General features: G+C 66.2%; 31 protein-coding genes. 30 read left to right on the top strand and 1 reads right to left on the bottom strand.

The window, feature by feature from the left end; all coding sequences use genetic code 11:
* The first annotated feature begins 108 nt into the window (after positions 1-108).
* Positions 109-1,299: an elongation factor Tu gene (tuf, locus tag R4P08_RS08285; RefSeq protein ID WP_317813324.1), complete on the top strand. Its 1,191-nt coding sequence runs from the start codon at positions 109-111 to the stop codon at positions 1,297-1,299.
* 120 nt (positions 1,300-1,419) lie between these two features.
* Here tuf and R4P08_RS08280 read toward each other — a convergent pair whose 3' ends face one another.
* A complete protein-coding gene (locus tag R4P08_RS08280) occupies positions 1,420-1,692 on the bottom strand; it encodes a hypothetical protein (protein ID WP_317813323.1) in 273 nt (90 codons plus the stop codon).
* A gap of 551 nt (positions 1,693-2,243) precedes the next feature.
* On the opposite strand from R4P08_RS08280, the gene rpsJ reads away from it, so the two are divergent.
* The 29 genes from rpsJ to rpsD all read left to right on the top strand — a co-directional run bounded on the left by rpsJ (position 2,244) and on the right by rpsD (position 19,907).
* Positions 2,244-2,549, top strand: a complete 306-nt coding sequence (rpsJ, locus tag R4P08_RS08275) for a 30S ribosomal protein S10 (RefSeq protein WP_003938093.1) — start codon at positions 2,244-2,246, stop codon at positions 2,547-2,549.
* Between the two features lie 52 nt (positions 2,550-2,601).
* On the top strand, positions 2,602-3,267 hold the full coding sequence (rplC, locus tag R4P08_RS08270) for a 50S ribosomal protein L3 (protein WP_317813322.1): 666 nt from the start codon (positions 2,602-2,604) through the stop codon (positions 3,265-3,267).
* The gene (gene rplD / locus R4P08_RS08265) at positions 3,264-3,962 is read left to right on the top strand and encodes a 50S ribosomal protein L4 (RefSeq protein WP_317813320.1); all 699 of its coding nucleotides are present in this window, start codon (positions 3,264-3,266) and stop codon (positions 3,960-3,962) included. The genes rplC and rplD overlap by 4 nt, the downstream gene beginning before the upstream one ends.
* Complete coding sequence (gene rplW, locus R4P08_RS08260) at positions 3,959-4,261, top strand: 50S ribosomal protein L23 (RefSeq protein ID WP_317813319.1); 303 nt, start codon at positions 3,959-3,961, stop codon at positions 4,259-4,261. Before rplD ends, rplW begins: the two co-directional genes overlap by 4 nt.
* Positions 4,262-4,292: 31 nt before the next feature.
* Complete coding sequence (gene rplB / locus R4P08_RS08255; RefSeq protein ID WP_317813318.1) at positions 4,293-5,129, top strand: 50S ribosomal protein L2; 837 nt, start codon at positions 4,293-4,295, stop codon at positions 5,127-5,129.
* A gap of 14 nt (positions 5,130-5,143) precedes the next feature.
* Complete coding sequence (rpsS, locus tag R4P08_RS08250; RefSeq protein WP_007628126.1) at positions 5,144-5,425, top strand: 30S ribosomal protein S19; 282 nt, start codon at positions 5,144-5,146, stop codon at positions 5,423-5,425.
* Entirely contained in the window at positions 5,422-5,862 is a 441-nt protein-coding gene (rplV, locus tag R4P08_RS08245) for a 50S ribosomal protein L22 (RefSeq protein WP_317813317.1), read from the top strand. Before rpsS ends, rplV begins: the two co-directional genes overlap by 4 nt.
* The gene (gene rpsC, locus R4P08_RS08240; protein ID WP_317813316.1) at positions 5,863-6,699 is read left to right on the top strand and encodes a 30S ribosomal protein S3; all 837 of its coding nucleotides are present in this window, start codon (positions 5,863-5,865) and stop codon (positions 6,697-6,699) included.
* Positions 6,700-6,701: 2 nt separating this feature from the next.
* Positions 6,702-7,118 carry a 50S ribosomal protein L16 gene (gene rplP / locus R4P08_RS08235; protein WP_317813522.1) on the top strand — a complete coding sequence of 139 codons (417 nt, stop codon included), beginning with the start codon at positions 6,702-6,704 and terminating at the stop codon, positions 7,116-7,118.
* Positions 7,118-7,348 carry a 50S ribosomal protein L29 gene (rpmC, locus tag R4P08_RS08230; RefSeq protein WP_317813315.1) on the top strand — a complete coding sequence of 77 codons (231 nt, stop codon included), beginning with the start codon at positions 7,118-7,120 and terminating at the stop codon, positions 7,346-7,348. Before rplP ends, rpmC begins: the two co-directional genes overlap by 1 nt.
* Positions 7,345-7,641 (top strand): 30S ribosomal protein S17, encoded by a 297-nt coding sequence (gene rpsQ / locus R4P08_RS08225; RefSeq protein ID WP_317813314.1) that lies wholly within the window; start codon positions 7,345-7,347, stop codon positions 7,639-7,641. The genes rpmC and rpsQ overlap by 4 nt, the downstream gene beginning before the upstream one ends.
* Before the next feature lie 194 nt (positions 7,642-7,835).
* Entirely contained in the window at positions 7,836-9,245 is a 1,410-nt protein-coding gene (locus tag R4P08_RS08220) for an alpha/beta hydrolase family protein (RefSeq protein ID WP_317813312.1), read from the top strand.
* Positions 9,246-9,393: 148 nt separating this feature from the next.
* Positions 9,394-9,762: a 50S ribosomal protein L14 gene (gene rplN, locus R4P08_RS08215; RefSeq protein WP_010541179.1), complete on the top strand. Its 369-nt coding sequence runs from the start codon at positions 9,394-9,396 to the stop codon at positions 9,760-9,762.
* 1 nt (position 9,763) lies between these two features.
* On the top strand, positions 9,764-10,078 hold the full coding sequence (rplX, locus tag R4P08_RS08210; RefSeq protein WP_317813311.1) for a 50S ribosomal protein L24: 315 nt from the start codon (positions 9,764-9,766) through the stop codon (positions 10,076-10,078).
* A 2-nt stretch (positions 10,079-10,080) separates the two neighbouring features.
* Positions 10,081-10,653 carry a 50S ribosomal protein L5 gene (rplE, locus tag R4P08_RS08205; RefSeq protein WP_317813310.1) on the top strand — a complete coding sequence of 191 codons (573 nt, stop codon included), beginning with the start codon at positions 10,081-10,083 and terminating at the stop codon, positions 10,651-10,653.
* Positions 10,654-10,923: 270 nt separating this feature from the next.
* Complete coding sequence (gene rpsH / locus R4P08_RS08200) at positions 10,924-11,322, top strand: 30S ribosomal protein S8 (RefSeq protein WP_317813309.1); 399 nt, start codon at positions 10,924-10,926, stop codon at positions 11,320-11,322.
* A gap of 10 nt (positions 11,323-11,332) precedes the next feature.
* Entirely contained in the window at positions 11,333-11,869 is a 537-nt protein-coding gene (gene rplF / locus R4P08_RS08195) for a 50S ribosomal protein L6 (protein ID WP_317813308.1), read from the top strand.
* 2 nt (positions 11,870-11,871) lie between these two features.
* The gene (gene rplR / locus R4P08_RS08190) at positions 11,872-12,267 is read left to right on the top strand and encodes a 50S ribosomal protein L18 (RefSeq protein ID WP_317813307.1); all 396 of its coding nucleotides are present in this window, start codon (positions 11,872-11,874) and stop codon (positions 12,265-12,267) included.
* A gap of 43 nt (positions 12,268-12,310) precedes the next feature.
* Positions 12,311-12,979 carry a 30S ribosomal protein S5 gene (gene rpsE, locus R4P08_RS08185; protein ID WP_317813306.1) on the top strand — a complete coding sequence of 223 codons (669 nt, stop codon included), beginning with the start codon at positions 12,311-12,313 and terminating at the stop codon, positions 12,977-12,979.
* Between the two features lie 2 nt (positions 12,980-12,981).
* On the top strand, positions 12,982-13,173 hold the full coding sequence (gene rpmD / locus R4P08_RS08180) for a 50S ribosomal protein L30 (RefSeq protein ID WP_317813305.1): 192 nt from the start codon (positions 12,982-12,984) through the stop codon (positions 13,171-13,173).
* A complete protein-coding gene (gene rplO / locus R4P08_RS08175) occupies positions 13,170-13,619 on the top strand; it encodes a 50S ribosomal protein L15 (protein ID WP_317813304.1) in 450 nt (149 codons plus the stop codon). Before rpmD ends, rplO begins: the two co-directional genes overlap by 4 nt.
* Positions 13,620-13,823: 204 nt before the next feature.
* The gene (gene secY, locus R4P08_RS08170; RefSeq protein ID WP_317813303.1) at positions 13,824-15,146 is read left to right on the top strand and encodes a preprotein translocase subunit SecY; all 1,323 of its coding nucleotides are present in this window, start codon (positions 13,824-13,826) and stop codon (positions 15,144-15,146) included.
* A 47-nt stretch (positions 15,147-15,193) separates the two neighbouring features.
* The gene (locus R4P08_RS08165; RefSeq protein ID WP_317813302.1) at positions 15,194-15,739 is read left to right on the top strand and encodes an adenylate kinase; all 546 of its coding nucleotides are present in this window, start codon (positions 15,194-15,196) and stop codon (positions 15,737-15,739) included.
* A 6-nt stretch (positions 15,740-15,745) separates the two neighbouring features.
* Entirely contained in the window at positions 15,746-16,552 is an 807-nt protein-coding gene (map, locus tag R4P08_RS08160) for a type I methionyl aminopeptidase (protein ID WP_317813301.1), read from the top strand.
* A 135-nt stretch (positions 16,553-16,687) separates the two neighbouring features.
* Positions 16,688-17,968 carry a lipase family protein gene (locus tag R4P08_RS08155; RefSeq protein ID WP_317813299.1) on the top strand — a complete coding sequence of 427 codons (1,281 nt, stop codon included), beginning with the start codon at positions 16,688-16,690 and terminating at the stop codon, positions 17,966-17,968.
* A 147-nt stretch (positions 17,969-18,115) separates the two neighbouring features.
* Positions 18,116-18,337 carry a translation initiation factor IF-1 gene (gene infA / locus R4P08_RS08150; RefSeq protein ID WP_010541191.1) on the top strand — a complete coding sequence of 74 codons (222 nt, stop codon included), beginning with the start codon at positions 18,116-18,118 and terminating at the stop codon, positions 18,335-18,337.
* A gap of 166 nt (positions 18,338-18,503) precedes the next feature.
* A complete protein-coding gene (gene rpsM, locus R4P08_RS08145) occupies positions 18,504-18,872 on the top strand; it encodes a 30S ribosomal protein S13 (RefSeq protein WP_317813298.1) in 369 nt (122 codons plus the stop codon).
* Positions 18,872-19,279 carry a 30S ribosomal protein S11 gene (gene rpsK, locus R4P08_RS08140; RefSeq protein WP_317813297.1) on the top strand — a complete coding sequence of 136 codons (408 nt, stop codon included), beginning with the start codon at positions 18,872-18,874 and terminating at the stop codon, positions 19,277-19,279. Before rpsM ends, rpsK begins: the two co-directional genes overlap by 1 nt.
* A gap of 22 nt (positions 19,280-19,301) precedes the next feature.
* Positions 19,302-19,907: a 30S ribosomal protein S4 gene (rpsD, locus tag R4P08_RS08135; RefSeq protein ID WP_317813296.1), complete on the top strand. Its 606-nt coding sequence runs from the start codon at positions 19,302-19,304 to the stop codon at positions 19,905-19,907.
* The last annotated feature ends 63 nt before the right edge of the window (positions 19,908-19,970 follow it).

The raw sequence follows: 19,970 nt of genomic DNA, 5'->3' as shown, positions 1-19,970 counted from the left end.
CGGGTGGCCGCCGGACGTGCCCCACGGCACGACGAGTAAGATCAGTACCCACACATCATGAATGTGCCCACGACCCAGTGGGGACAGAACAGTCCAGGAGGACCACAAGTGGCGAAGGCGAAGTTCGAGCGGACGAAACCGCACGTTAACATCGGCACCATCGGTCACGTCGACCACGGCAAGACCACCACCACCGCGGCCATCACGAAGGTCCTGGCGGACACCTTCCCGACGCTCAACGAGGCGTTCGCGTTCGACCAGATCGACAAGGCGCCGGAGGAGAAGGCTCGTGGTATCACGATCAACATCTCCCACGTCGAGTACCAGACGGAGAAGCGCCACTACGCGCACGTCGATGCTCCGGGTCACGCGGACTACATCAAGAACATGATCACCGGTGCCGCCCAGATGGACGGCGCGATCTTGGTCGTCGCCGCCACCGACGGCCCGATGCCGCAGACGCGTGAGCACGTGCTGCTCGCCCGTCAGGTCGGCGTGCCCTACATCCTTGTCGCCCTGAACAAGTGCGACATGGTCGACGACGAGGAGATCCTCGAGCTCGTCGAGATGGAGGTGCGTGAGCTTCTCGCTTCGCAGGAGTTCGACGAGGACGCCCCCGTCGTGCACATCTCGGCGCTCAAGGCGCTCGAGGGTGACCCGAAGTGGGTCCAGGCCATCGTCGACCTCATGCAGGCCTGCGACGACTCCGTCCCGGATCCCGTCCGCGAGATGGAGAAGCCGTTCCTCATGCCCGTCGAGGACGTCTTCACGATCACCGGTCGTGGCACCGTCGTCACCGGTCGTATCGAGCGTGGCTCGGTCAAGGTGAACGAGGACGTCGAGCTGATCGGTATCAAGGAGAAGGCTTCCAAGACCACCGTCACCGGCATCGAGATGTTCCGGAAGCTCCTCGACTACGGCGAGGCGGGCGACAACGTCGGTCTGCTGGTCCGTGGCCTCAAGCGTGAGGACGTCGAGCGCGGCCAGGTTGTCATCAAGCCGGGCGCGTACACCCCGCACACCAACTTCGAGGGCCAGGCGTACATCCTGTCCAAGGACGAGGGCGGGCGTCACACGCCGTTCTTCAACAACTACCGTCCGCAGTTCTACTTCCGTACCACGGACGTGACCGGTGTCGTTACCCTTCCCGAGGGCACCGAGATGGTCATGCCGGGCGACAACACCGAGATGAGCGTCGAGCTCATCCAGCCGGTCGCCATGGACGAGGGCCTGCGCTTCGCCATCCGCGAGGGTGGCCGCACCGTCGGCGCCGGTCAGGTCACCAAGATCATCAAGTGATCGAGTGACATGACGGATCGGACGAGATAGTCCGAACCACACGATCGAGGGGCGTCCCACCGGAAGGTGGGGCGCCCCTTTCTCGTTGCAGAGGACGTCCGGGACTATCGGGGGATCAGATCATCTCCGTCGGCCCAGGAGGCTCATCGCCACGGAGAGACCGACCGCGGCAACGCCGGCAAGGGCGGTCACGGCGATGGCAGCAACCTGCTCGGCGCTCGCGCCGTGATCCGCGCGGCCGGGGCCGACTACCCCGTGTCGGCGATCGACCTCCTCGAGTGCGCGGAGCATCTGGTCGGGGTCGCCGCCCTTGTCGGGGTGGTGTTGCAGGACGGCCCGACGTCGATCCCGCTTGTAGGCGACGGGGTCGCGTGGTTCGCGTCGACTGTTCACGTTCAGGCCTCCTGGGTGTGTGGCGCGGCTCGCGCTCATCCCTCCGACGGTACCCAAGCGGGCGAGGGGACGGCGGCGGCTCACGGGCCGGCGGGGCCTCGATTTTGTTCCCCGGTCATCCATGCGGCATACTGGTCGAGTTGCCCGGACAAGTCGGCGACCCAGCGTGGATACCTCAGGGTTCCCGCCGGGAGTCGGGTTGGGCGGGCGAGCACGACGGGCGGGTGAGAGATCACCCGCTGGAAAAGCGGAAGGGCGACACGCCCGACCGCGTGGACACGTCGTGACACATCATCAACAGCGGCAGCGGATCGGTTTCGTCTCACCCTCGTTCGCGGGTGTGCGGCACTCCGTCCTCTGGGGAGCTTTGAAGTCGTGTCACGTTCGTGAGCGCGCGACGGCAGCCCTCCACGACGGAGTATCGATGCATGTGACCGGGTGTTCGACGGTCTGACGGTGTCACGCATGTTCAGCGAACACAGCAGTGTCCCCCGCCGAGCGGGGGCGCTCACGACATCCGCCTTCACGGGCGGGGGGAGAATGAGGACCAAGTGGCGGGACAAAAGATCCGCATCCGGCTCAAGGCCTATGACCACGAGGCTATCGACGCCTCGGCGCGCAAGATCGTCGAGACGGTCACCCGTACGGGAGCTCGCGTCGTAGGCCCCGTGCCGTTGCCGACCGAGAAGAACGTGTACTGCGTCATCCGCTCACCGCACAAGTACAAGGACTCGCGTGAGCACTTCGAGATGCGTACCCACAAGCGGTTGATCGACATCCTCGACCCCACGCCTAAGACCGTGGACGCGCTCATGCGCATCGACCTGCCCGCCAGCGTCGACGTCAATATCCAGTGACCTCCGACCGAGCAGCGGTCAGCAAGCAACGTGCAGCGGAGACAGTGAACACATGAGTACTACCGAGATCAAGGGAATCCTGGGCGCGAAGCTCGGCATGACCCAGGTCTTCGACGAGAACAACCGGGTTGTCCCGGTTACCGTCATCAAGGCCGGGCCGTGCGTCGTCACAGGCATCCGAAACGAGAAGACCGATGGCTACAACGCCATCCAGATCGCCTTTGGCGCGATCGACCCCCGTAAGGTCACCAAGCCCGTCACGGGCCAGTTCTCCAAGGCGGGTGTGACGCCGCGTCGTCACCTCGCGGAGATCCGGCTCGACAACGCCGAGCAGGCCGCAGCTTTCGAGCTGGGCCAGGAGATCGGCGCGGACGTGTTCGAGGACGGCGCATTCGTCGACGTCACCGGCACCTCCAAGGGCAAGGGCTTCGCCGGCACCATGAAGCGGCACGGTTTCCACGGACAGGGCGCCTCACACGGCACCCAGGCCGTGCACCGTCGGCCCGGCTCCATCGGTGGCGCGTCGACCCCGGGTCGCGTGTTCAGGGGCAAGAAGATGGCCGGTCGCATGGGTAATGACCGTGTGACCACCATGAACCTGACGGTCCACAAGGTCGACGCCGAGGCCGGCGTCCTCCTCATCAAGGGTGCCATCCCGGGTCGCAACGGCGGCCTCGTGATGGTCCGATCCGCAGTGAAGGGCGGTGCGCGCGCATGACCACGACGGAGAACACCGTGAATCTCAAGCTCGACGTCCGTACCCCGGCCGGTTCGGCCAACGGGTCGGTCGAGCTCCCCGCCGAGATCTTCGGCGTCGAGCCCAACCTGCACCTGATGCACCAGGTCGTCGTCGCACAGCTCGCCGCGGCGCGGCAGGGCACGCACTCGACCAAGACCCGCGGCGAGGTCCGTGGCGGTGGGCGCAAGCCCTTCGCCCAGAAGGGCACCGGCCGCGCCCGTCAGGGTTCGACCCGCGCCCCCGCCTACACCGGTGGTGGCACGGTCCACGGACCGAAGCCGCGCGACTACTCGCAGCGCACGCCCAAGAAGATGATTGCCGCCGCCCTCCGCGGTGCCCTCTCCGACCGGGCCAGCAGCGAGCGGATCCACGTGGTCAGCGAGTTCGTCGAGGGCCAGAAGCCGTCGACCGCAGGCGTCCGTGACTTCCTCGGCAGCCTGTCCGATCGCCGGAAGTTCCTGGTCGTCGTCGGTCGCGAGGACGTCGCAGCATGGCGTTCCGTGGGCAACCTCGATCACGTCCACCCGATCGCTCCGGATCAGCTGAACACCTACGACGTCCTGAACGCAGACGACGTCATCTTCACGGTGGAGGCCCTGGACGCGTTCGTCACGCAGGCGAGCAAGCGAGTCGCCGGCACGACGACCACCGCCGCGAAGGAGGCCGACAAGTGAGCACCATCGCCGATCCCCGGGACGTGATCCTCGCCCCCGTTGTCTCCGAGAAGGCCTACGGCCTGCTCGAGCAGGGTGTGTACACGTTCCTGGTCGCCCCGGACGCCAACAAGACACAGATCAAGATCGCCATCAAGGAGATCTTCGGTGTCACCGTTGAGTCCGTCAACACCGCCAACCGTCAGGGCAAGCGCAAGCGCACCCGCACGGGCTTCGGTCAGCGCAAGAGCACCAAGCGCGCCATCGTGACCCTCGCGGCCGACAGCAAGCCCATCGAGATCCCGGGTCTGACCGCCTGAGGGCGGGCAGAGTTAAGGACGAGAGAACCTCATGGCTATCCGCAAGTACAAGCCCACGACGCCCGGCCGTCGCGGCTCGAGCGTCTCGGACTTCGCCGAGATCACCCGCTCGACGCCCGAGAAGTCGCTGCTTCGCCCCCTGAACAGGACCGGCGGACGTAACGGCCACGGCCGTATCACCACCCGCCACAAGGGCGGTGGACACAAGCGGCAGTACCGCGTCATCGACTTCCGTCGTAACGACAAGGACGGCGTCGACGCCGTGGTCGCGCACATCGAGTACGACCCGAACCGCACCGCCAACATCGCCCTCCTGCACTACTTGGACGGTGAGAAGCGGTACATCCTCTCCCCGCGCAATCTCAAGCAGGGTATGAGGATCGAGTCGGGCGCCACCGCCGACATCAAGGTCGGCAACAACCTCCCGCTCCGCAACATCCCCGCGGGCACCGTCGTGCACGCGGTGGAGCTGCGCCCGGGCGGCGGGGCCAAGATGGCCCGCGCGGCCGGCGCCGGGATCCAGCTGCTGGGCAAGGAGGGTGCGTACGCGTCCCTCCGCATGCCGTCCGGTGAGATCCGCCGCGTCGACGTGCGCTGCCGCGCCACCATCGGCGAGGTCGGCAACGCCGAGCAGGGCAACATCAACTGGGGTAAGGCCGGCCGTATGCGGTGGAAGGGCGTCCGCCCGACCGTCCGTGGTGTCGTCATGAACCCCGTCGACCACCCGCACGGTGGCGGCGAGGGCAAGACGTCCGGTGGACGTCACCCCGTCAGCCCGTGGGGCCAGCCCGAGGGCCGGACCCGTAAGCCCAAGAAGGCGAGTGACAGCATGATTGTCCGTCGCCGTCGCACCGGCAAGAAGCGATAAGGAGGGAAACTAGGATGCCTCGTAGTCTCAAGAAGGGTCCGTTCGTCGACGAACACCTCCTCGCGAAGGTGGACGTGCAGAACGACAAGGGCACTCATCAGGTCATCAAGACCTGGTCGCGTCGCTCGACGATCCTGCCCGATTTCATCGGCCACACGTTCGCCGTCCATGATGGCCGCAAGCATGTGCCCGTGTTCGTGTCCGACTCCATGGTGGGTCACAAGCTCGGCGAGTTCGCGCCGACGCGCACGTTCAAGGGGCACATCAAGGACGATCGAAAGAGTAAGCGTCGATGAGCACTGAAACGAAGAAGACCGCAGACGACACGGCGCAGGTCGAGCAGCAGCTCACCGCCCGCGCCACCGCCAAGTTCGTCCGCGTCACGCCCATGAAGGCGCGTCGCGTGATCGACCTGATCCGCGGCAAGGACGCCTCCGACGCGCTGAACACCCTGCGGTTCGCCCCGCAGGCTGCCAGCGAGCCGGTCGGCAAGGTCCTCGCTTCCGCGATCGCGAACGCCGAGAACAACCTCGACCTGGATCCCCGGACCCTCGTCGTGTCCGCGGCGTTCGCCGACGAGGGCCCGACCCTCAAGCGGTTCCGGCCGCGTGCACAGGGTCGTGCGTTCCGAATCCGTAAGCGCACGAGCCACATCACCGTCGAGGTGACCAGCGTTCCCGACAAGGCCGGTTCGACCGGCCGGGGACGTCGCAACCAGGGAGGTGCCCGCTAAATGGGACAGAAGATCCAGCCGCACGGCTTCCGTCTCGGCATCACCTCGGACTGGACGTCCAAGTGGTTCGCCGACAAGCAGTACGCGGATTACGTGGCCGAGGACATCAAGATCCGTCAGCTCCTGTCCAAGGGCATGGAGCGGGCCGGCATCTCGGGCGTGGACATCTCCCGCACCCGTGACCGTGTCAACGTCGACATCCACACCGCCCGCCCGGGCATCGTGATCGGTCGTCGTGGTGCTGAGGCGGACCGTCTCCGTGGAGAGCTCGAGAAGCTCACCGCGAAGCAGGTCCACCTCAACATCCTCGAGATCAAGAACACCGAGGCCGACGCCCAGCTCGTGGCCCAGGGCATCGCGGAGCAGCTGTCCAATCGCGTGGCGTTCCGCCGCGCGATGCGTAAGGGCATCCAGTCCGCCATGCGCCAGCCGCAGGTCAAGGGCATCAAGGTGGTGTGCGCCGGTCGTCTCGGCGGCGCCGAGATGTCTCGCTCGGAGCGCTACCACGAGGGTCGCGTCCCGCTCCACACGCTGCGTGCCGAGATCGACTACGGCACGTACGAGGCCAAGACGACCTTTGGTCGTATCGGCGTCAAGGTGTGGATCTACAAGGGTGACGTCGTCGGCGGTCGCCGCGAGTCCGATCAGTTCACCCAGTCCAACAACCGCGGTGCCGCGGACCGTGGGGCGCCGCGTCGCGAGCGCGCTGCCGGCCGGCCGCGTCGCTCCGGAGCCCAGGGCACCACAGCCACGAGCACCGAGACCGGCCGCGCTGGTTCCGGTGCGGCTGTCGAGGCACCTGCTGAGGCTCCGCAGAATCAGACCAGGGAGGCGTGACAGTGCTTATCCCCAAGCGCGTCAAGCACCGCAAGCAGCACCACCCCGGCCGTAAGGGCGGGTCCAAGGGCGGCAACAAGGTGACGTTCGGTGAGTACGGCATCCAGGCTCTCGAGCCCGCCTACATCACCAACCGTCAGATCGAGTCCGCTCGTATCGCGATCAACCGCCACATCAAGCGCGGCGGCAAGGTGTGGATCAACATCTACCCGGATCGTCCGCTCACCAAGAAGCCTGCCGAGGTCCGCATGGGCTCCGGTAAGGGTTCTGTGGAGTGGTGGGTCGCCAACGTCAAGCCGGGTCGCATCCTCTTTGAGATGTCGTACCCGAGCGAGGAGACCGCTCGGGAGGCCCTGCGCCGTGCGCAGCACAAGCTCCCGTGCAAGACCCGCATCGTGACCCGAGAGGGGCAGTTCTGATGGCAAATGGAATCACCGCCCCCGAGCTGCGTGAGCTCGAAGCCGACGCGATCACCGCGCGTCTGCGTGAGGCCAAGGAAGAGCTGTTCAACCTGCGCTTCCAGATGGTCACCGGTCAGTTGACCAACAACCGTCGCCTGCGGGTCGTTCGTCACGACATCGCTCGCATTTACACCGTCATCCGCGAGCGCGAGCTCGGGCTGTCGGCAGCGCCGGGTGATGCTAAGTGAGTGACAAGGATGCAGTTGTGACTGAGGCCAGCGAGAACACCGAGCGCAACAGCCGCAAGGTGCGGATCGGGTACGTCGTGTCCGACAAGATGGAGAAGACCATCATCGTCGAGCTCGAGGACCGCGTGAAGCACCCGAAGTACGGCAAGATCATGCGTCGTACCGAGCGCGTCAAGGCTCACGACGAGGCCAACACCGCCGGTGTCGGCGACCGCGTGCGGATCATGGAGACCCGCCCGCTGTCCGCCACCAAGCGGTACCGGCTCGTCGAGGTGCTGGAGCGCGCCAAGTAATACCGCTCCCCGTAAGACCACAGGCCCGGCCCCGGATCATCCGGGGCCGGGCCTGTGGCGTTTCTGATGTAACAAAATTCTCTCTGATACGACATCCTTGTATTGTGTCAGCGGCTGATGGGCCGAAATTGCCCGCGCGACCCCTGGGCCTCCGGCTCCCGGGGCCGCGGCTCGAACGAGAGCAGGATCGTCACATGACCGCACACCCGCAGACCGACCGACGTGGGGGAGTGGCGCCGGGTGCCCGAACCGGTATCCGCGCAGCTGCCCTGGCTCTGGTGGCCGCGCTCGCAGCAGCAGGCACCGGGCCTGCGGGAGCGCAGAGCCTGGATCCCGGATCTCTCGTCCCGAGCGTGGCGCCCGGGAGCCTTCTCGGCACCCCGTCGCTCAGCGTGGCCGCCCTGACCCAGCTCGGCGCGCCGATCCCGCTGACCTCCGTGCTCGGCTCGGTCGCCGCTGCCGGATCCGGTGAGTTCCCCCGACCGGGGAGCTCCGAGGCGCCGAGCGGACCCCTGGTCACGAGGGACGACTCGATCACCTCGTCCACGGTTCGTGAGGTCAGGCCGTTGTTCCCGGGTTCGGTGAACCCGGACGACCAGCGCGCGGAGGTCTGGACCGTGACCTCCGCCTCCATGCAACGCACCGTGCGCGTGGAGGTCTACCGTGCACCGGCCGGTGTCAACGCCCCCAACGTCTATTTTTTGGACGGGGTGGGCAGCGAGACGCCGTCGGGGTGGAGTACAGGGATGGGCTGGGGGGACCCGGCGCTGCGTGAGCGGGCGGTCAACGTGATCGCGCCGACGGGCGCCCCGGCCTCGATGTGGGCCGACTGGAAGACGGACGACCCGGTCCTGGGACCGAACAACTGGGAGACCTTCCTGACCGACGAACTCCCCGAGTTGTTGGAGGGGGGTCTACCGGGCACGGTCGACGGGCTCGCGCACAACGGTGACTGGGGTGTGATGGGGCTGTCAATGGGTGCCGCGTCCGCGGTGCACCTCGCCAACACCCGGGAGATGTTCGGCGCGGTGGCGGGAGTCAGCGGGGCGTATTCGACCACCGACGAGCTCGGCTACCAGTACACCCGGTTGACCGTGGCGGCCCGCAACGGCGAGGTCACCAACATGTGGGGCCCGCGCGGTTCGGCCGAGTGGCTGAGCCACGACACCGTCGCCAACCCCTCGGGGCTCGCCGGCAAGACGGTTTACCTCAGCGCTGCCACGGGTGTGGTCGGCTCCTCCGAGCTGGGGCACTTCGGGAGCAACGAGATGATCCTCATCGACGGTCACATCCTCGAGAAGGGGTCGTACGAGAGCACCAGGGCCCTGGAAGCCGCGTTGGGCGACGTGGACGAGGTCAACCTGCGCATGAACTACATGCCCACCGGGATCCACAACTGGCCGGTGTTCGTCACCCAGATGCTCCCGGGCATGGACCACATCCTGTCGGGGCTGGCGCCGGCTGCGCCGAACGGTCGGACGACGACAGGGGGGCTGGGGGAGGGGTCCGCTGGCTCGGGAGGGTCTCTCGGTTCGACGGGGTCGCTTGGTTCAACCGGGTCAACCGGGTCGTCCAGCTCGCTCGGCGGGTCCGCCGGCAGCTGAGGCTGATTTGGGGCTCGGGGTCCGGGAGCCCTACACTGGACCAGTTGCCCGAGCTGTCCGCGTCTTGAAGGCGTGGCGCCGGGTCGCATGACCGCGTGTGTCGGGTCGGTATCCGGCACACATCTGAACTGACCTGGTCAGGAGAACAATGATCCAGCAGGAGTCGCGACTCAAGATCGCCGACAACACGGGTGCCAAGGAAATCTTGTGCATCCGCGTTCTCGGTGGATCCAAGCGTCGCTATGCAGGCGTCGGCGACATCATCGTCGCCACCGTCAAAGATGCCATCCCCGGTGGCAACGTCAAGAAGGGCGAGATCGTCAAGGCGGTCATCGTGCGCACCGCCAAGGAGCGCCGTCGCCCGGACGGCTCGTACATCAAGTTCGATGAGAACGCCGCCGTCATCATCAAGAACGACAACGATCCGCGTGGAACGCGCATCTTCGGCCCCGTCGGCCGCGAGCTGCGCGACAAGAAGTTCATGCGCATCGTCTCGCTGGCGCCGGAGGTGCTCTGATATGAGAATTCACAAGGGCGACACCGTGCTCGTCATCGCTGGCAAGGACAAGGGCGCGAAGGGCAAGGTCATCCAGGCCTTCCCGGATCGGGAGAAGGTCCTCGTCGAGGGCGTCAACCGGATCAAGAAGCACACCGCCGATTCGGCTGCTGAGCGTGGCGCCTCTTCGGGTGGCATCGTGACGCAGGAGGCCCCGATCCACGTTTCCAACGTGATGATCGTGGACGCCGACGGCACGCCGACCCGCGTCGGCGTCCGTACCGATGACAACGGTAAGCGCGTGCGTGTCTCGCGTAAGACCGGTAAGGACCTGTGACCATGACTGATACTGCTCTTCCCACCGGTTACACGCCGCGTCTGAAGGCTCGGTACCGTTCCGAGATCCGCCCGGCACTGAACGAGACGTTCGAGTACGTCAACGTCATGCAGATCCCGGGCGTCGTCAAGGTCGTCGTGAACATGGGTGTCGGCGACGCCGCCCGTGACGCCAAGCTCATCAACGGCGCCATCACCGACCTCACCCTGATCACCGGCCAGAAGCCGGAGGTCCGTCGGGCCCGCAAGTCCATCGCACAGTTCAAGCTGCGCGAGGGCATGCCGATCGGTGCGCGCGTCACGCTGCGCGGCGACCGCATGTGGGAGTTCCTCGACCGCCTCACGACCGTCGCCCTCCCGCGGATCCGCGACTTCCGCGGACTCTCCGGCAAGCAGTTCGACGGCCACGGCAACTACACGTTCGGCCTCAACGAGCAGACCATGTTCTACGAGATCGACGTGGACAAGGTCGATCGTCCCCGCGGCATGGACATCACGGTCGTCACCACGGCGACCAACGACGAAGAGGGTCGGGCACTGCTCAAGCACCTCGGGTTCCCCTTCAAGGAGGACTGACCTCGCGTCAGGGCCGGACCGGCCGTCCGCGCCGGGGCTCCGCTCGAAGCGGGACCCCGACGCCGGACAGACGGCCCAGTCGTCAGGTCGCAAGTGGTGAGAAGAGCGCCACGCGCGGCGGGACCCCCGATCACCTCCAGAGGTATCGGGCCCCACACAACAGAACATTCGCACTCTTCGTGATAGGCCCACGACGAACGTGGGTGGCCCACAGGCCACCCGACGCCGTGTTGCATGGGAACCGTTACGAGAAAGGAACATGGTCAATCCATGTCGATGACAGATCCCATCGCGGACATGCTGACACGTGTGCGTAACGCCAACTCGGCGTTCCACGACACCGTCTCCATGCCGCATTCCAAGCTCAAGGGCAACATCGCTGCGATCCTCAAGCAAGAGGGTTACATCGCTGACTACGCCGTCGAGGACGCTGAGGTGGGCAAGAAGCTCACCATCAACCTCAAGTACGGCCCGTCGCGGCAGCGCACGATCGTAGGCATCAAGCGGATCTCCAAGCCCGGCCTGCGCGTGTACACCAAGTCCACCGGCCTTCCCAAGGTCTTCGGCGGCCTGGGTATCGCCATCATCTCGTCGTCCCAGGGTCTGGTCACGGACCGTCAGGCGCACAACAAGAAGGTGGGCGGGGAAGTCCTCGCCTACGTCTGGTAAGGGGCGAGATATGTCACGTATCGGCAAAGCTCCGATCAGCATTCCGTCCGGTGTCGACATCAAGGTCGACGGCCAGACGATCACCGTCAAGGGTCCCAAGGGTGAGCTCACCCAGGACCTTCCCTCACCGATCACGGTGTCGGTCGAGGACAACACCATCACGGTGATCCGTCCCGACGACCACCGCGACAACCGTTCCCTGCACGGGCTCTCCCGCTCCCTGGTCAACAACATGGTCGTGGGCGTCACCGAGGGTTACAAGCAGAACATGGAGATCTTCGGCGTCGGCTACCGCGTCCTGGCCAAGGGCAAGGACCTCGAGTTCGCCCTGGGCTACTCGCACGCGGTCCCGATCGTGGCTCCGGACGGCATCACGTTCGCCGTCGAGACCGCCACGAAGTTCTCGATCTCCGGGAACGACAAGCAGCAGGTGGGTCAGATCGCCGCCAACATCAAGCGGCTGCGGAAGCACGACCCGTACAAGGGCAAGGGCATCCGTTACGCGGGCGAGCAGGTCCGTCGCAAGGTCGGAAAGACGGGTAAGTGACCATGAGCAGCACAAAGAAGCGTTCCCCGCTGGGCAAAGACGCATCGACGAAGCGTCGTATCGGTCGTGCCCGGCGCCACTTCCGCCTCCGCAAGAAGGTCGCCGGTACCCCCGCGCGGCCGCGGTTGGTCGTCAACCGTTCCTCGCGCCACATCCACGCCCAGATCATCGACGACCTGGCCGGCCGCACGCTGGCTGCCGCGTCGACGATCGAGGCCGATGTGCGCACTCTCGAGGGCGACAAGAAGGCCCGCAGCGCGAAGGTCGGGCAGCTCCTGGCCGAGCGCGCCAAGGCCGCCGGCATCGAGGCCGTCGTATTCGACCGTGGTGGCAACAAGTACCACGGCCGGATCGCGTCGCTCGCCGACGCCGCCCGCGAGGGTGGGCTGGAGTTCTGATGACCAACAACATTGCACTGACCGCTAACGGAAGGACCGTCTGATGCCGGGACGTCAGCGTCGTGACGGCGGAAGCACAGGGCCCGCCGCAGACAGCAAGACCACCACCGACAACGCCCAGGGGCGCACCGGCGGAGGCGCCGGCGGCGGCCGTGGCGGAAACGACCGCGGCCGTGGCCGGGGTCGCGAAGAAGAGAAGTCGCAGTTCATCGAGCGGGTTGTCACCATCAACCGCGTCTCCAAGGTCGTCAAGGGCGGTCGTCGCTTCAGCTTCACCGCCCTCGTGATCCTGGGCGACGGCAAGGGCATGGTCGGCGTCGGCTACGGCAAGGCCAAAGAGGTGCCGGCGGCGATCCAGAAGGGATCGGAGGAGGCTCGGAAGAACTTCTTCCGCGTCCCGCTCATCGGCTCCACCATTCCGCACCCGATCCAGGGTGAGGCCGCCGCAGGCGTCGTCATGATGCGTCCGGCTTCGCCGGGTACCGGTGTCATCGCTGGTGGCGCCGCTCGCGCCGTGCTCGAGTGTGCAGGTGTCCATGACATCCTGTGCAAGTCGCTCGGCTCGGACAACGCCATCAACGTCGTGCACGCCACCGTGGCCGCGCTCAAGGGTCTGCACCGTCCCGAGGAGGTCGCGGCTCGCCGTGGACTGCCCATCGAGGACGTCGCGCCCGCGGGCATGCTCCGCGCGCGTGCCGGACAGGGGGCCTGATCATGGGGAACCTCAAGATCACCCAGGTCCGTGGCACGGTCGGGACCAAGCAGAACCAGAAGGACTCCCTGCGTACGTTGGGACTCAAGGGCATCCGGAAGTCGGTTGTCCGTGAGGACAACTCGCAGAACCGGGGTCTCATCAACGTCGTGAGCCACCTCGTCGTGGTCGAAGAGACGGAAGTGACGCCATGACCATCAAGCTGCACCACCTGCGCCCGGCGCCCGGTGCCCACACCTCCAAGACCCGCGTGGGTCGCGGTGAGGGCGGTAAGAGGGGCAAGACCGCTGGTCGCGGTACCAAGGGTACGAAGGCACGCAAGAACGTCCCCGCGGCGTTCGAGGGCGGCCAGATGCCGATCCACATGCGGCTCCCGAAGCTGAAGGGCTTCAAGAACCGCAACAAGGTCGTCTTCCAGGTCGTCAACGTGTCCGACATCGAGCGACTGTTCCCGAAGGGTGGGGAGGTCGGCGTCGCCGAGCTCGTCGCCGTCGGTGCGGTCCGGAAGAACCAGCCGGTCAAGGTGCTGGGCGACGGGGAGATCTCCGTTGCCGTCACCGTGACCGTCGACAAGGTCTCCGGCTCGGCCAAGAGCAAGATCGAAGCCGCCGGCGGAACCGCGTCGGAGTCCGGGGCCTGATTCCCCGGCGGGTCCCACAGGGGCCCGGCAACGGGTGCAGGGGTCGTGTCCGAGAGTCTCGGATCCGGCCCCTGCACTTATCTTGATAGAGTTTTTCCTGTTGTGCGTTCGGGCTCCGGCACCACTGCCGTCGGTCTGACCCACCCGGCGCATCTGCATTCGACGACGGCGGCGGCTACGAGCCGTCCATGACCAGGAGGACATGTGCTCTCCGCACTCGCGTCCGCGATCAAGGACCGGGACCTGAGGAAGAAGATCTTCTTCACCCTCGGGATCATCATCCTCTACCGGCTCGGCGCGCAGATCCCGTCGCCCGGTGTCGACTACCCCAAACTCCGGGGACTACTCGACACGGCGATGACCGGAGACAACGCGCAGTTGTTCTCCCTGGTCAACCTGTTCTCGGGTGGCGCCCTCCTGCAACTCTCCGTGTTCGCGATCGGCATCATGCCGTACATCACCGCGAGCATCATCGTGCAGCTCCTGACGGTGGTCATCCCTTACTTCGAGCAGCTCAAGAAGGAGGGGCAGTCCGGCCAGGCCAAGATGACGCAGTACACGCGGTATCTGACCATCGCGCTGGCCGTCCTCCAGTCCTCGGGCATCGTCGCGCTCGCCGATCGAGGGCAGCTTCTCGGCAACGGTCAGTCCGTCCTGATGGACGGCGACATCCTGACCCTCCTCACGATCGTGGTCGTGATGACCGCCGGCGCCGCCCTGGTGATGTGGTTCGGTGAGCTCATCACCGACCGCGGTGTCGGCAACGGCATGTCGCTGCTGATCTTCGCCGGCATCGCCTCGCGCATCCCGGCCGAGGGCGTCAACATCTACCAGAACGCCTCGACGATGAAGTTCGCCGCGGTGATGCTGGCAGTGATCCTCATCGTGGTCGCCGTCGTCTTTGTCGAGCAGGGTCAGCGCCGGATCCCGGTTCAGTACGCCAAGCGCATGGTCGGGCGTCGCCAGTACGGCGGCACCTCCACCTACCTCCCGCTCAAGGTCAACCAGGCCGGCGTCATCCCGGTGATCTTCGCGTCGTCACTCATGTACGTGCCGATCCTGATCACCCAGCTGATCCAGGGCCCGGACCCCTCGGGCGACGGCTTCTGGCAGCGGTACATCATGCAGTACCTGCAGAACCCCTCGAGCTGGGGCTACATCCTCCTGTACTTCGCCCTCATCATCTTCTTCGCGTACTTCTACGTGGCCATCCAGTTCGACCCGATGGAGCAGGCCGAGAACATGAAGAAGTACGGCGGCTTCATCCCGGGCATCCGCCCGGGCCGCCCCACCGCCGAGTACCTGGGTTACGTACTCAACCGGATCCTGCTGTTCGGTTCGCTCTACCTCGGGCTCATCGCCGTACTGCCGAATATTTTCCTCGACATGGGGAGCGGCGGCGGAGATATGCAGAACATGCCCTTCGGCGGCACGGCAGTGCTCATCATGGTGTCTGTGGGCCTCGACACCGTGAAGCAGATCGAGGCACAGCTCATGCAGCGCAACTACGAGGGTTTCCTGAAATAACCGCTTCACCCGGAGAATTTCCGACTGTAGAAAGGCTGGTTCCTACCATGCGTCTCGTCCTCCTCGGCCCCCCCGGCGCCGGCAAGGGAACCCAGGCGGCTCTGTTGTCGGAGAAGCTCGGAGTGCCGCACATCTCCACAGGCGACCTCTTCCGTGCCAACATCTCGCAGGACACGGATCTCGGCAGAGAAGCCAAGAGCTACATCGATGCGGGCAACCTCGTCCCCGCCGATGTCACCAACCGCATGGTCGAAGCTCGCATCGGCGAGCCGGACGCCACCGAGGGGTTCCTCCTCGACGGCTACCCTCGGAGCACCGAGCAAGCAGATGCGCTCAAGGCCATGCTGGCCGAGGCCGGCTTGTCGCTGGACGCCGTACTGGAGTTCAGGGTGGACGAGGACACCGTGGTCAAGCGGATGCTGGCCCGTGGTCGCGAGGACGACTCCGAGGACGTCATTCGTAACCGGATGTCCGTCTACCGTTCCGAGACCGCCCCGCTGCTCGAGTACTACGGCTCCGAGGTCAAGACGATCGACGCGGTCGGCGAGGTCGACGAGATCAACGCCCGCGCCCTGTCGGCGCTGGATCGCTGACCGATCGTGTTGGGGAGATCGCGCAAGGGTGCGGTCGCTGCTCGCACACCGGGTGAGCTGGACGCCATGGAAGCGGCGGGACGCATCGTCGGCCGCGCCCTGGTCGCCGCGAGTGACGCCGCGGTGCCCGGGGCGACCACGGCAGAGCTGGACGCGTTGGTCGAGCAGTTGATCCGAGATGCCGGGGCGGTCCCGTCCTTCAAGGGCTACGAGGGATTCCCCGGGTCGATCTGCTCCTCCGTCAACGAGGTGGTGGTCCACGGGATCCCGGGCGACGACACCGTACTGGGGGAGGGTGACCTGGTATCGGTGGACTGCGGGGCGATCCTGGACGGATGGCACGGGGATTCGGCCTGGACCTTCGGCGTCGGTTCACTGGCGCCCGACGTGGCCAAGCTCAATGAGGCGACCCGCGAGGTCCTCGAGGAGGGGATCCTCGCCATGCTCCCCGGGAACCGTCTCACCGACGTCTCCCATGCCCTCGAGGTGGCGACCCGCCGCGCCGAGGAGCGGTTGGGGGTGTCGCTCGGGATCGTCGACGGGTTCGGTGGCCACGGGATCGGTCGAGAGATGCACGAGTGGCCGTTCCTGGCCAACGAGGGGAAGCCCGGGAAGGGACCGAGACTCCAGGTGGGTTCGGTTCTCGCGGTGGAGCCGATGCTCGTCCTCGGCGGTGAGACCGACACCCGGACCCTGTCCGACGACTGGACCGTCGTCACCGTCGACGGATCACCGGCGTCCCATTGGGAACACACCGTCGCGGTCACAGTGGACGGCCCCCGCATCCTGACCCCGCGCCCTCCCGGCAGCTGACCCCTGACGCCCGGGTGGCGAGCGTCAACTCGAGGTGTCCGGAATCCCGACGCGCTCGGGGAGGGTGAACGGACCGATAGGAGTCCCCCCGGGTTAAGGTGTCCCGTCAGGATCGGACCGCCCGGAGGACAACATATGCTCGCACTCAGCAGGGCGGACGCCGCCCGCTCCACTTCGGCACGCGTCATCGCCGCTGTATTCACAGCCGCCCTCATGGCGATCCTGCACGTGGTGGGCCCGGTACCGGGTGCTCGAGCGCAGTCGCTGATGGAGGGCGGGGCGGGTTCCCTCATGGAGGACCCCCAGCCGGGGCCCTTCTACCACGCGGACCCTGCGATGTTGGCGGTTGCTGCCAACGGTCAGGTGATCAACACCCGGGACGTCACCATGCCCGCCTTCCTGGGCTACCCCGTCACCGAGATCGCGTACCGGTCCACGGATTCCCGCGACCAGCCTCTTCTCGCCACGGCGACGGTGATCCGTCCCCACAACGCCAGGCCAGATGGCCCGGTCCTCAGTTATCAGCACTACCTCAACGCGCTCGGCCAGAGGTGCGCGCCCACCGAGACCCTGGTCAACCCGACGCTGGAGACCGTGCAGGACAGCGCGATGGTGTTCCTGAGGTTGCGCCTTGACCAGGGATGGACGGTGATCATCCCTGACCACCTCGGGCCCAAGGTCGCCTACCCGGGCGGCAAGCTCTCGGCCCGGATCGTGCTCGACGGCATGCGGGCGGTCCGGGACTATCCGCGGTTCGACTCCCGGAACAGCCGATTCGGCGCACTCGGGTACTCCGGAGGGGGAATCGCGAGCGCATGGACGGCCAACATGCACGACGACTACGCTCCGGACGTCAACCTGGTGGGCGTCGCCCAGGGTGGTGTCCCGACGGACATGACCACCATGGCGCGGATGATCGGCAACTGGCCCCACCCGGCCTTCGGTCTGGCGTTCGCGGCGGCCGTGGGAATGGCCAGGGAGTACCCGGAGGACATCCGGCTCGATGAGAAGCTCACGCCGGACGGCTGGGCGCTCTACAACCAGCTGAAGGGCAGGTGCACGGCGTCCCTGCTGACCTTCGGTGCGTTCAGATCCGTTCCGATGGTCCTGCAGGGCGGGGACCTCATGGCGGAGACGGGGCTGATGGACGCGTTCGCGGAGAACAGCGTGAGGCTCTCGCCGGACGTGCCAAAGGTCGCGGTCTTCATGTGGCACTCCGGTACTGATCCGCTGGTGCCGTTCTGGGACGCGGAGGACACCGCCAAGCGGTACTGCCGGGAGGGCACGCCACTCACCTGGGAGCCGGGTGTCGCGCCCGAGCATCTGATCGGTGCCGTCGAGAAGCTGCCCGCGGCGCTGGACTGGCTGCAGCAGAGGTTCGACGGGGTGCCGGCGGGTCGCGCCTGCTACGTCTGAGCCGCGCGATCGCCGGCGGCGCACACGGGCTGCCCGTCCGATTGGCGCTCAGGCTAGCGCTCCCGTAGGCTTACACGTCGGTGTGCCCACCAGTGCACCACAATCCGGTAGACATCACCCGGGGAATCTTGGAGGACCGTAACCAGCATGGCAAAGAAAGACGGAGCCATCGAGGTCGAGGGTCGCGTAGTCGAGCCGTTGCCGAACGCTATGTTCCGCGTCGAACTCGAAAACGGACACAAGGTCCTCGCTCATATCAGCGGCAAGATGCGGCAGCACTACATCCGCATCCTCCCTGAGGACCGGGTGGTCGTGGAGCTGTCGCCCTACGACCTCACGCGCGGTCGGATCGTCTACCGGTACAAGTAAAGAACCTCAACTCCCCGCACCAGCCGCCTCGGCTAATGGCCGAGGCGGGTTTTGTACCCCTGGACGCGGAGGCCAGGGCCCCGATCGGATTCTCATCGAGAGATGACCATCCGTACCGGGGACGGTCGGGGAGCAGACCTACCGCACGACGAAAGAGAAGCGCCACATGGCACGTCTTGCCGGCGTTGATCTCCCACGTGACAAGCGTATGGAGATCGCGCTTACCTACATTTTCGGCATCGGTCGCACCCGCTCGGTGCAGATCCTGGAGCGCACGGGTATCAGCCCGGACCTGCGTACCAAGGACCTCACTGACGAGCAGTTGACGATCCTTCGCGACGACATCGAGACCAACCTGAAGGTGGAGGGCGACCTCCGCCGCGAGGTGCAGGCCGACATCCGTCGCAAGATCGAGATCGGGGCCTACCAGGGTCTGCGTCACCGTCGGGGTCTCCCCGTCCACGGTCAGCGCACCAAGACCAACGCCCGTACCCGTAAGGGCCCGAAGAAGACCGTCGCCGGAAAGAAGAAGTAATGCCCCCCAAGTCACGCGCTGCGGGCCCCAAGAAGACGGGCCGTCGCAAGGAAAAGAAGAACGTCCCGCTGGGCCACGCCCACATCAAGAGCACGTTCAACAACACGATCGTGTCGATCACCGACCCGTCCGGTGCCGTCCTCGCCTGGGCGTCCTCCGGTCACGTCGGCTTCAAGGGCTCGCGCAAGTCGACGCCCTTCGCCGCTCAGCTCGCCGCCGAGAACGCGGCCCGCAAGGCGCAGGAGCACGGCGTCAAGAAGGTTGACGTGTTTGTCAAGGGCCCGGGTTCGGGCCGCGAGACCGCGATTCGCTCGCTCCAGGCCGCCGGCCTCGAGGTGGGCACCATCTCCGATGTCACCCCACAGCCGCACAACGGCTGCCGCCCGCCCAAGCGGCGTCGAGTCTGAGCCGGAAGGAACGTAGAGAATAATGGCACGTTACACCGGCCCCGCCACCCGCAAGTCCCGCCGTCTGGGCGTGGACCTCGTAGGTGGAGACGCTGCATTCGAGCGTCGTCCCTTCCCGCCCGGCCACCACGGTCGCGCGCGGATCAAAGAGTCTGAGTACCGCACTCAGCTGCAGGAGAAGCAGAAGGCCCGCTTCACCTACGGCGTCATGGAGAAGCAGTTCCGCCGTTACTACCAGGAGGCCCACCGCCGCGCTGGTAAGACCGGTGAGAACCTGCTCCAGATCCTGGAGTCGCGCCTGGACAACGTCGTCTACCGCGCGGGTCTCGCGCGGACGCGTCGCCAGGCCCGTCAGCTCGTGGCCCACGGGCACTTCCTGGTCAACAACCAGAAGGTGACCATCCCGAGCTACCGGGTGTCGCAGTACGACATCGTCGACGTGCGCCCCAAGTCCACCAAGATGGACTGGTTCGAGATCGCCACCGAGTCGCTCGGCGAGCGTCCCGTCCCGGCGTGGCTGCAGGTCGTCCCCACGACCCTGCGCGTCCTCGTCCACCAGCTCCCCGAGCGCGCGCAGGTCGATGTGCCGCTGCAGGAGCAGTTGATCGTCGAGTTCTACTCGAAGTGATCTGTCCTCCCTCGTCGCCGGGCGGGCCGCGCCACGCGGCCCCCCCCGCGCCCGGGGGTTAGC

The organism is Rhodococcus sp. IEGM 1408, from assembly GCF_033142235.1.
Classification (GTDB): domain Bacteria; phylum Actinomycetota; class Actinomycetes; order Mycobacteriales; family Mycobacteriaceae; genus Dietzia.
This window is presented reverse-complemented; position numbering and strand designations above follow the sequence as displayed.

Excerpts from the sequence above, each read along its gene's own strand:
- rplC (WP_317813322.1), top strand. The coding sequence starts at position 2,602 with ATGAGTACTACCGAGATCAAGGGAATCCTGGGCGCGAAGCTCGGCATG.
- rplD (WP_317813320.1), top strand. The coding sequence starts at position 3,264 with ATGACCACGACGGAGAACACCGTGAATCTCAAGCTCGACGTCCGTACC.
- rplB (WP_317813318.1), top strand. The coding sequence starts at position 4,293 with ATGGCTATCCGCAAGTACAAGCCCACGACGCCCGGCCGTCGCGGCTCG.
- rpsS (WP_007628126.1), top strand. The coding sequence starts at position 5,144 with ATGCCTCGTAGTCTCAAGAAGGGTCCGTTCGTCGACGAACACCTCCTC.
- rplV (WP_317813317.1), top strand. The coding sequence starts at position 5,422 with ATGAGCACTGAAACGAAGAAGACCGCAGACGACACGGCGCAGGTCGAG.
- rpsC (WP_317813316.1), top strand. The coding sequence starts at position 5,863 with ATGGGACAGAAGATCCAGCCGCACGGCTTCCGTCTCGGCATCACCTCG.
- rpmC (WP_317813315.1), top strand. The coding sequence starts at position 7,118 with ATGGCAAATGGAATCACCGCCCCCGAGCTGCGTGAGCTCGAAGCCGAC.
- R4P08_RS08220 (WP_317813312.1), top strand. The coding sequence starts at position 7,836 with ATGACCGCACACCCGCAGACCGACCGACGTGGGGGAGTGGCGCCGGGT.
- rplN (WP_010541179.1), top strand. The coding sequence starts at position 9,394 with ATGATCCAGCAGGAGTCGCGACTCAAGATCGCCGACAACACGGGTGCC.
- rplX (WP_317813311.1), top strand. The coding sequence starts at position 9,764 with ATGAGAATTCACAAGGGCGACACCGTGCTCGTCATCGCTGGCAAGGAC.
- rplE (WP_317813310.1), top strand. The coding sequence starts at position 10,081 with ATGACTGATACTGCTCTTCCCACCGGTTACACGCCGCGTCTGAAGGCT.
- rpsH (WP_317813309.1), top strand. The coding sequence starts at position 10,924 with ATGTCGATGACAGATCCCATCGCGGACATGCTGACACGTGTGCGTAAC.
- rplF (WP_317813308.1), top strand. The coding sequence starts at position 11,333 with ATGTCACGTATCGGCAAAGCTCCGATCAGCATTCCGTCCGGTGTCGAC.
- rplR (WP_317813307.1), top strand. The coding sequence starts at position 11,872 with ATGAGCAGCACAAAGAAGCGTTCCCCGCTGGGCAAAGACGCATCGACG.
- rpsE (WP_317813306.1), top strand. The coding sequence starts at position 12,311 with ATGCCGGGACGTCAGCGTCGTGACGGCGGAAGCACAGGGCCCGCCGCA.
- rpmD (WP_317813305.1), top strand. The coding sequence starts at position 12,982 with ATGGGGAACCTCAAGATCACCCAGGTCCGTGGCACGGTCGGGACCAAG.
- rplO (WP_317813304.1), top strand. The coding sequence starts at position 13,170 with ATGACCATCAAGCTGCACCACCTGCGCCCGGCGCCCGGTGCCCACACC.
- R4P08_RS08165 (WP_317813302.1), top strand. The coding sequence starts at position 15,194 with ATGCGTCTCGTCCTCCTCGGCCCCCCCGGCGCCGGCAAGGGAACCCAG.
- R4P08_RS08155 (WP_317813299.1), top strand. The coding sequence starts at position 16,688 with ATGCTCGCACTCAGCAGGGCGGACGCCGCCCGCTCCACTTCGGCACGC.
- infA (WP_010541191.1), top strand. The coding sequence starts at position 18,116 with ATGGCAAAGAAAGACGGAGCCATCGAGGTCGAGGGTCGCGTAGTCGAG.
- rpsM (WP_317813298.1), top strand. The coding sequence starts at position 18,504 with ATGGCACGTCTTGCCGGCGTTGATCTCCCACGTGACAAGCGTATGGAG.
- rpsK (WP_317813297.1), top strand. The coding sequence starts at position 18,872 with ATGCCCCCCAAGTCACGCGCTGCGGGCCCCAAGAAGACGGGCCGTCGC.
- rpsD (WP_317813296.1), top strand. The coding sequence starts at position 19,302 with ATGGCACGTTACACCGGCCCCGCCACCCGCAAGTCCCGCCGTCTGGGC.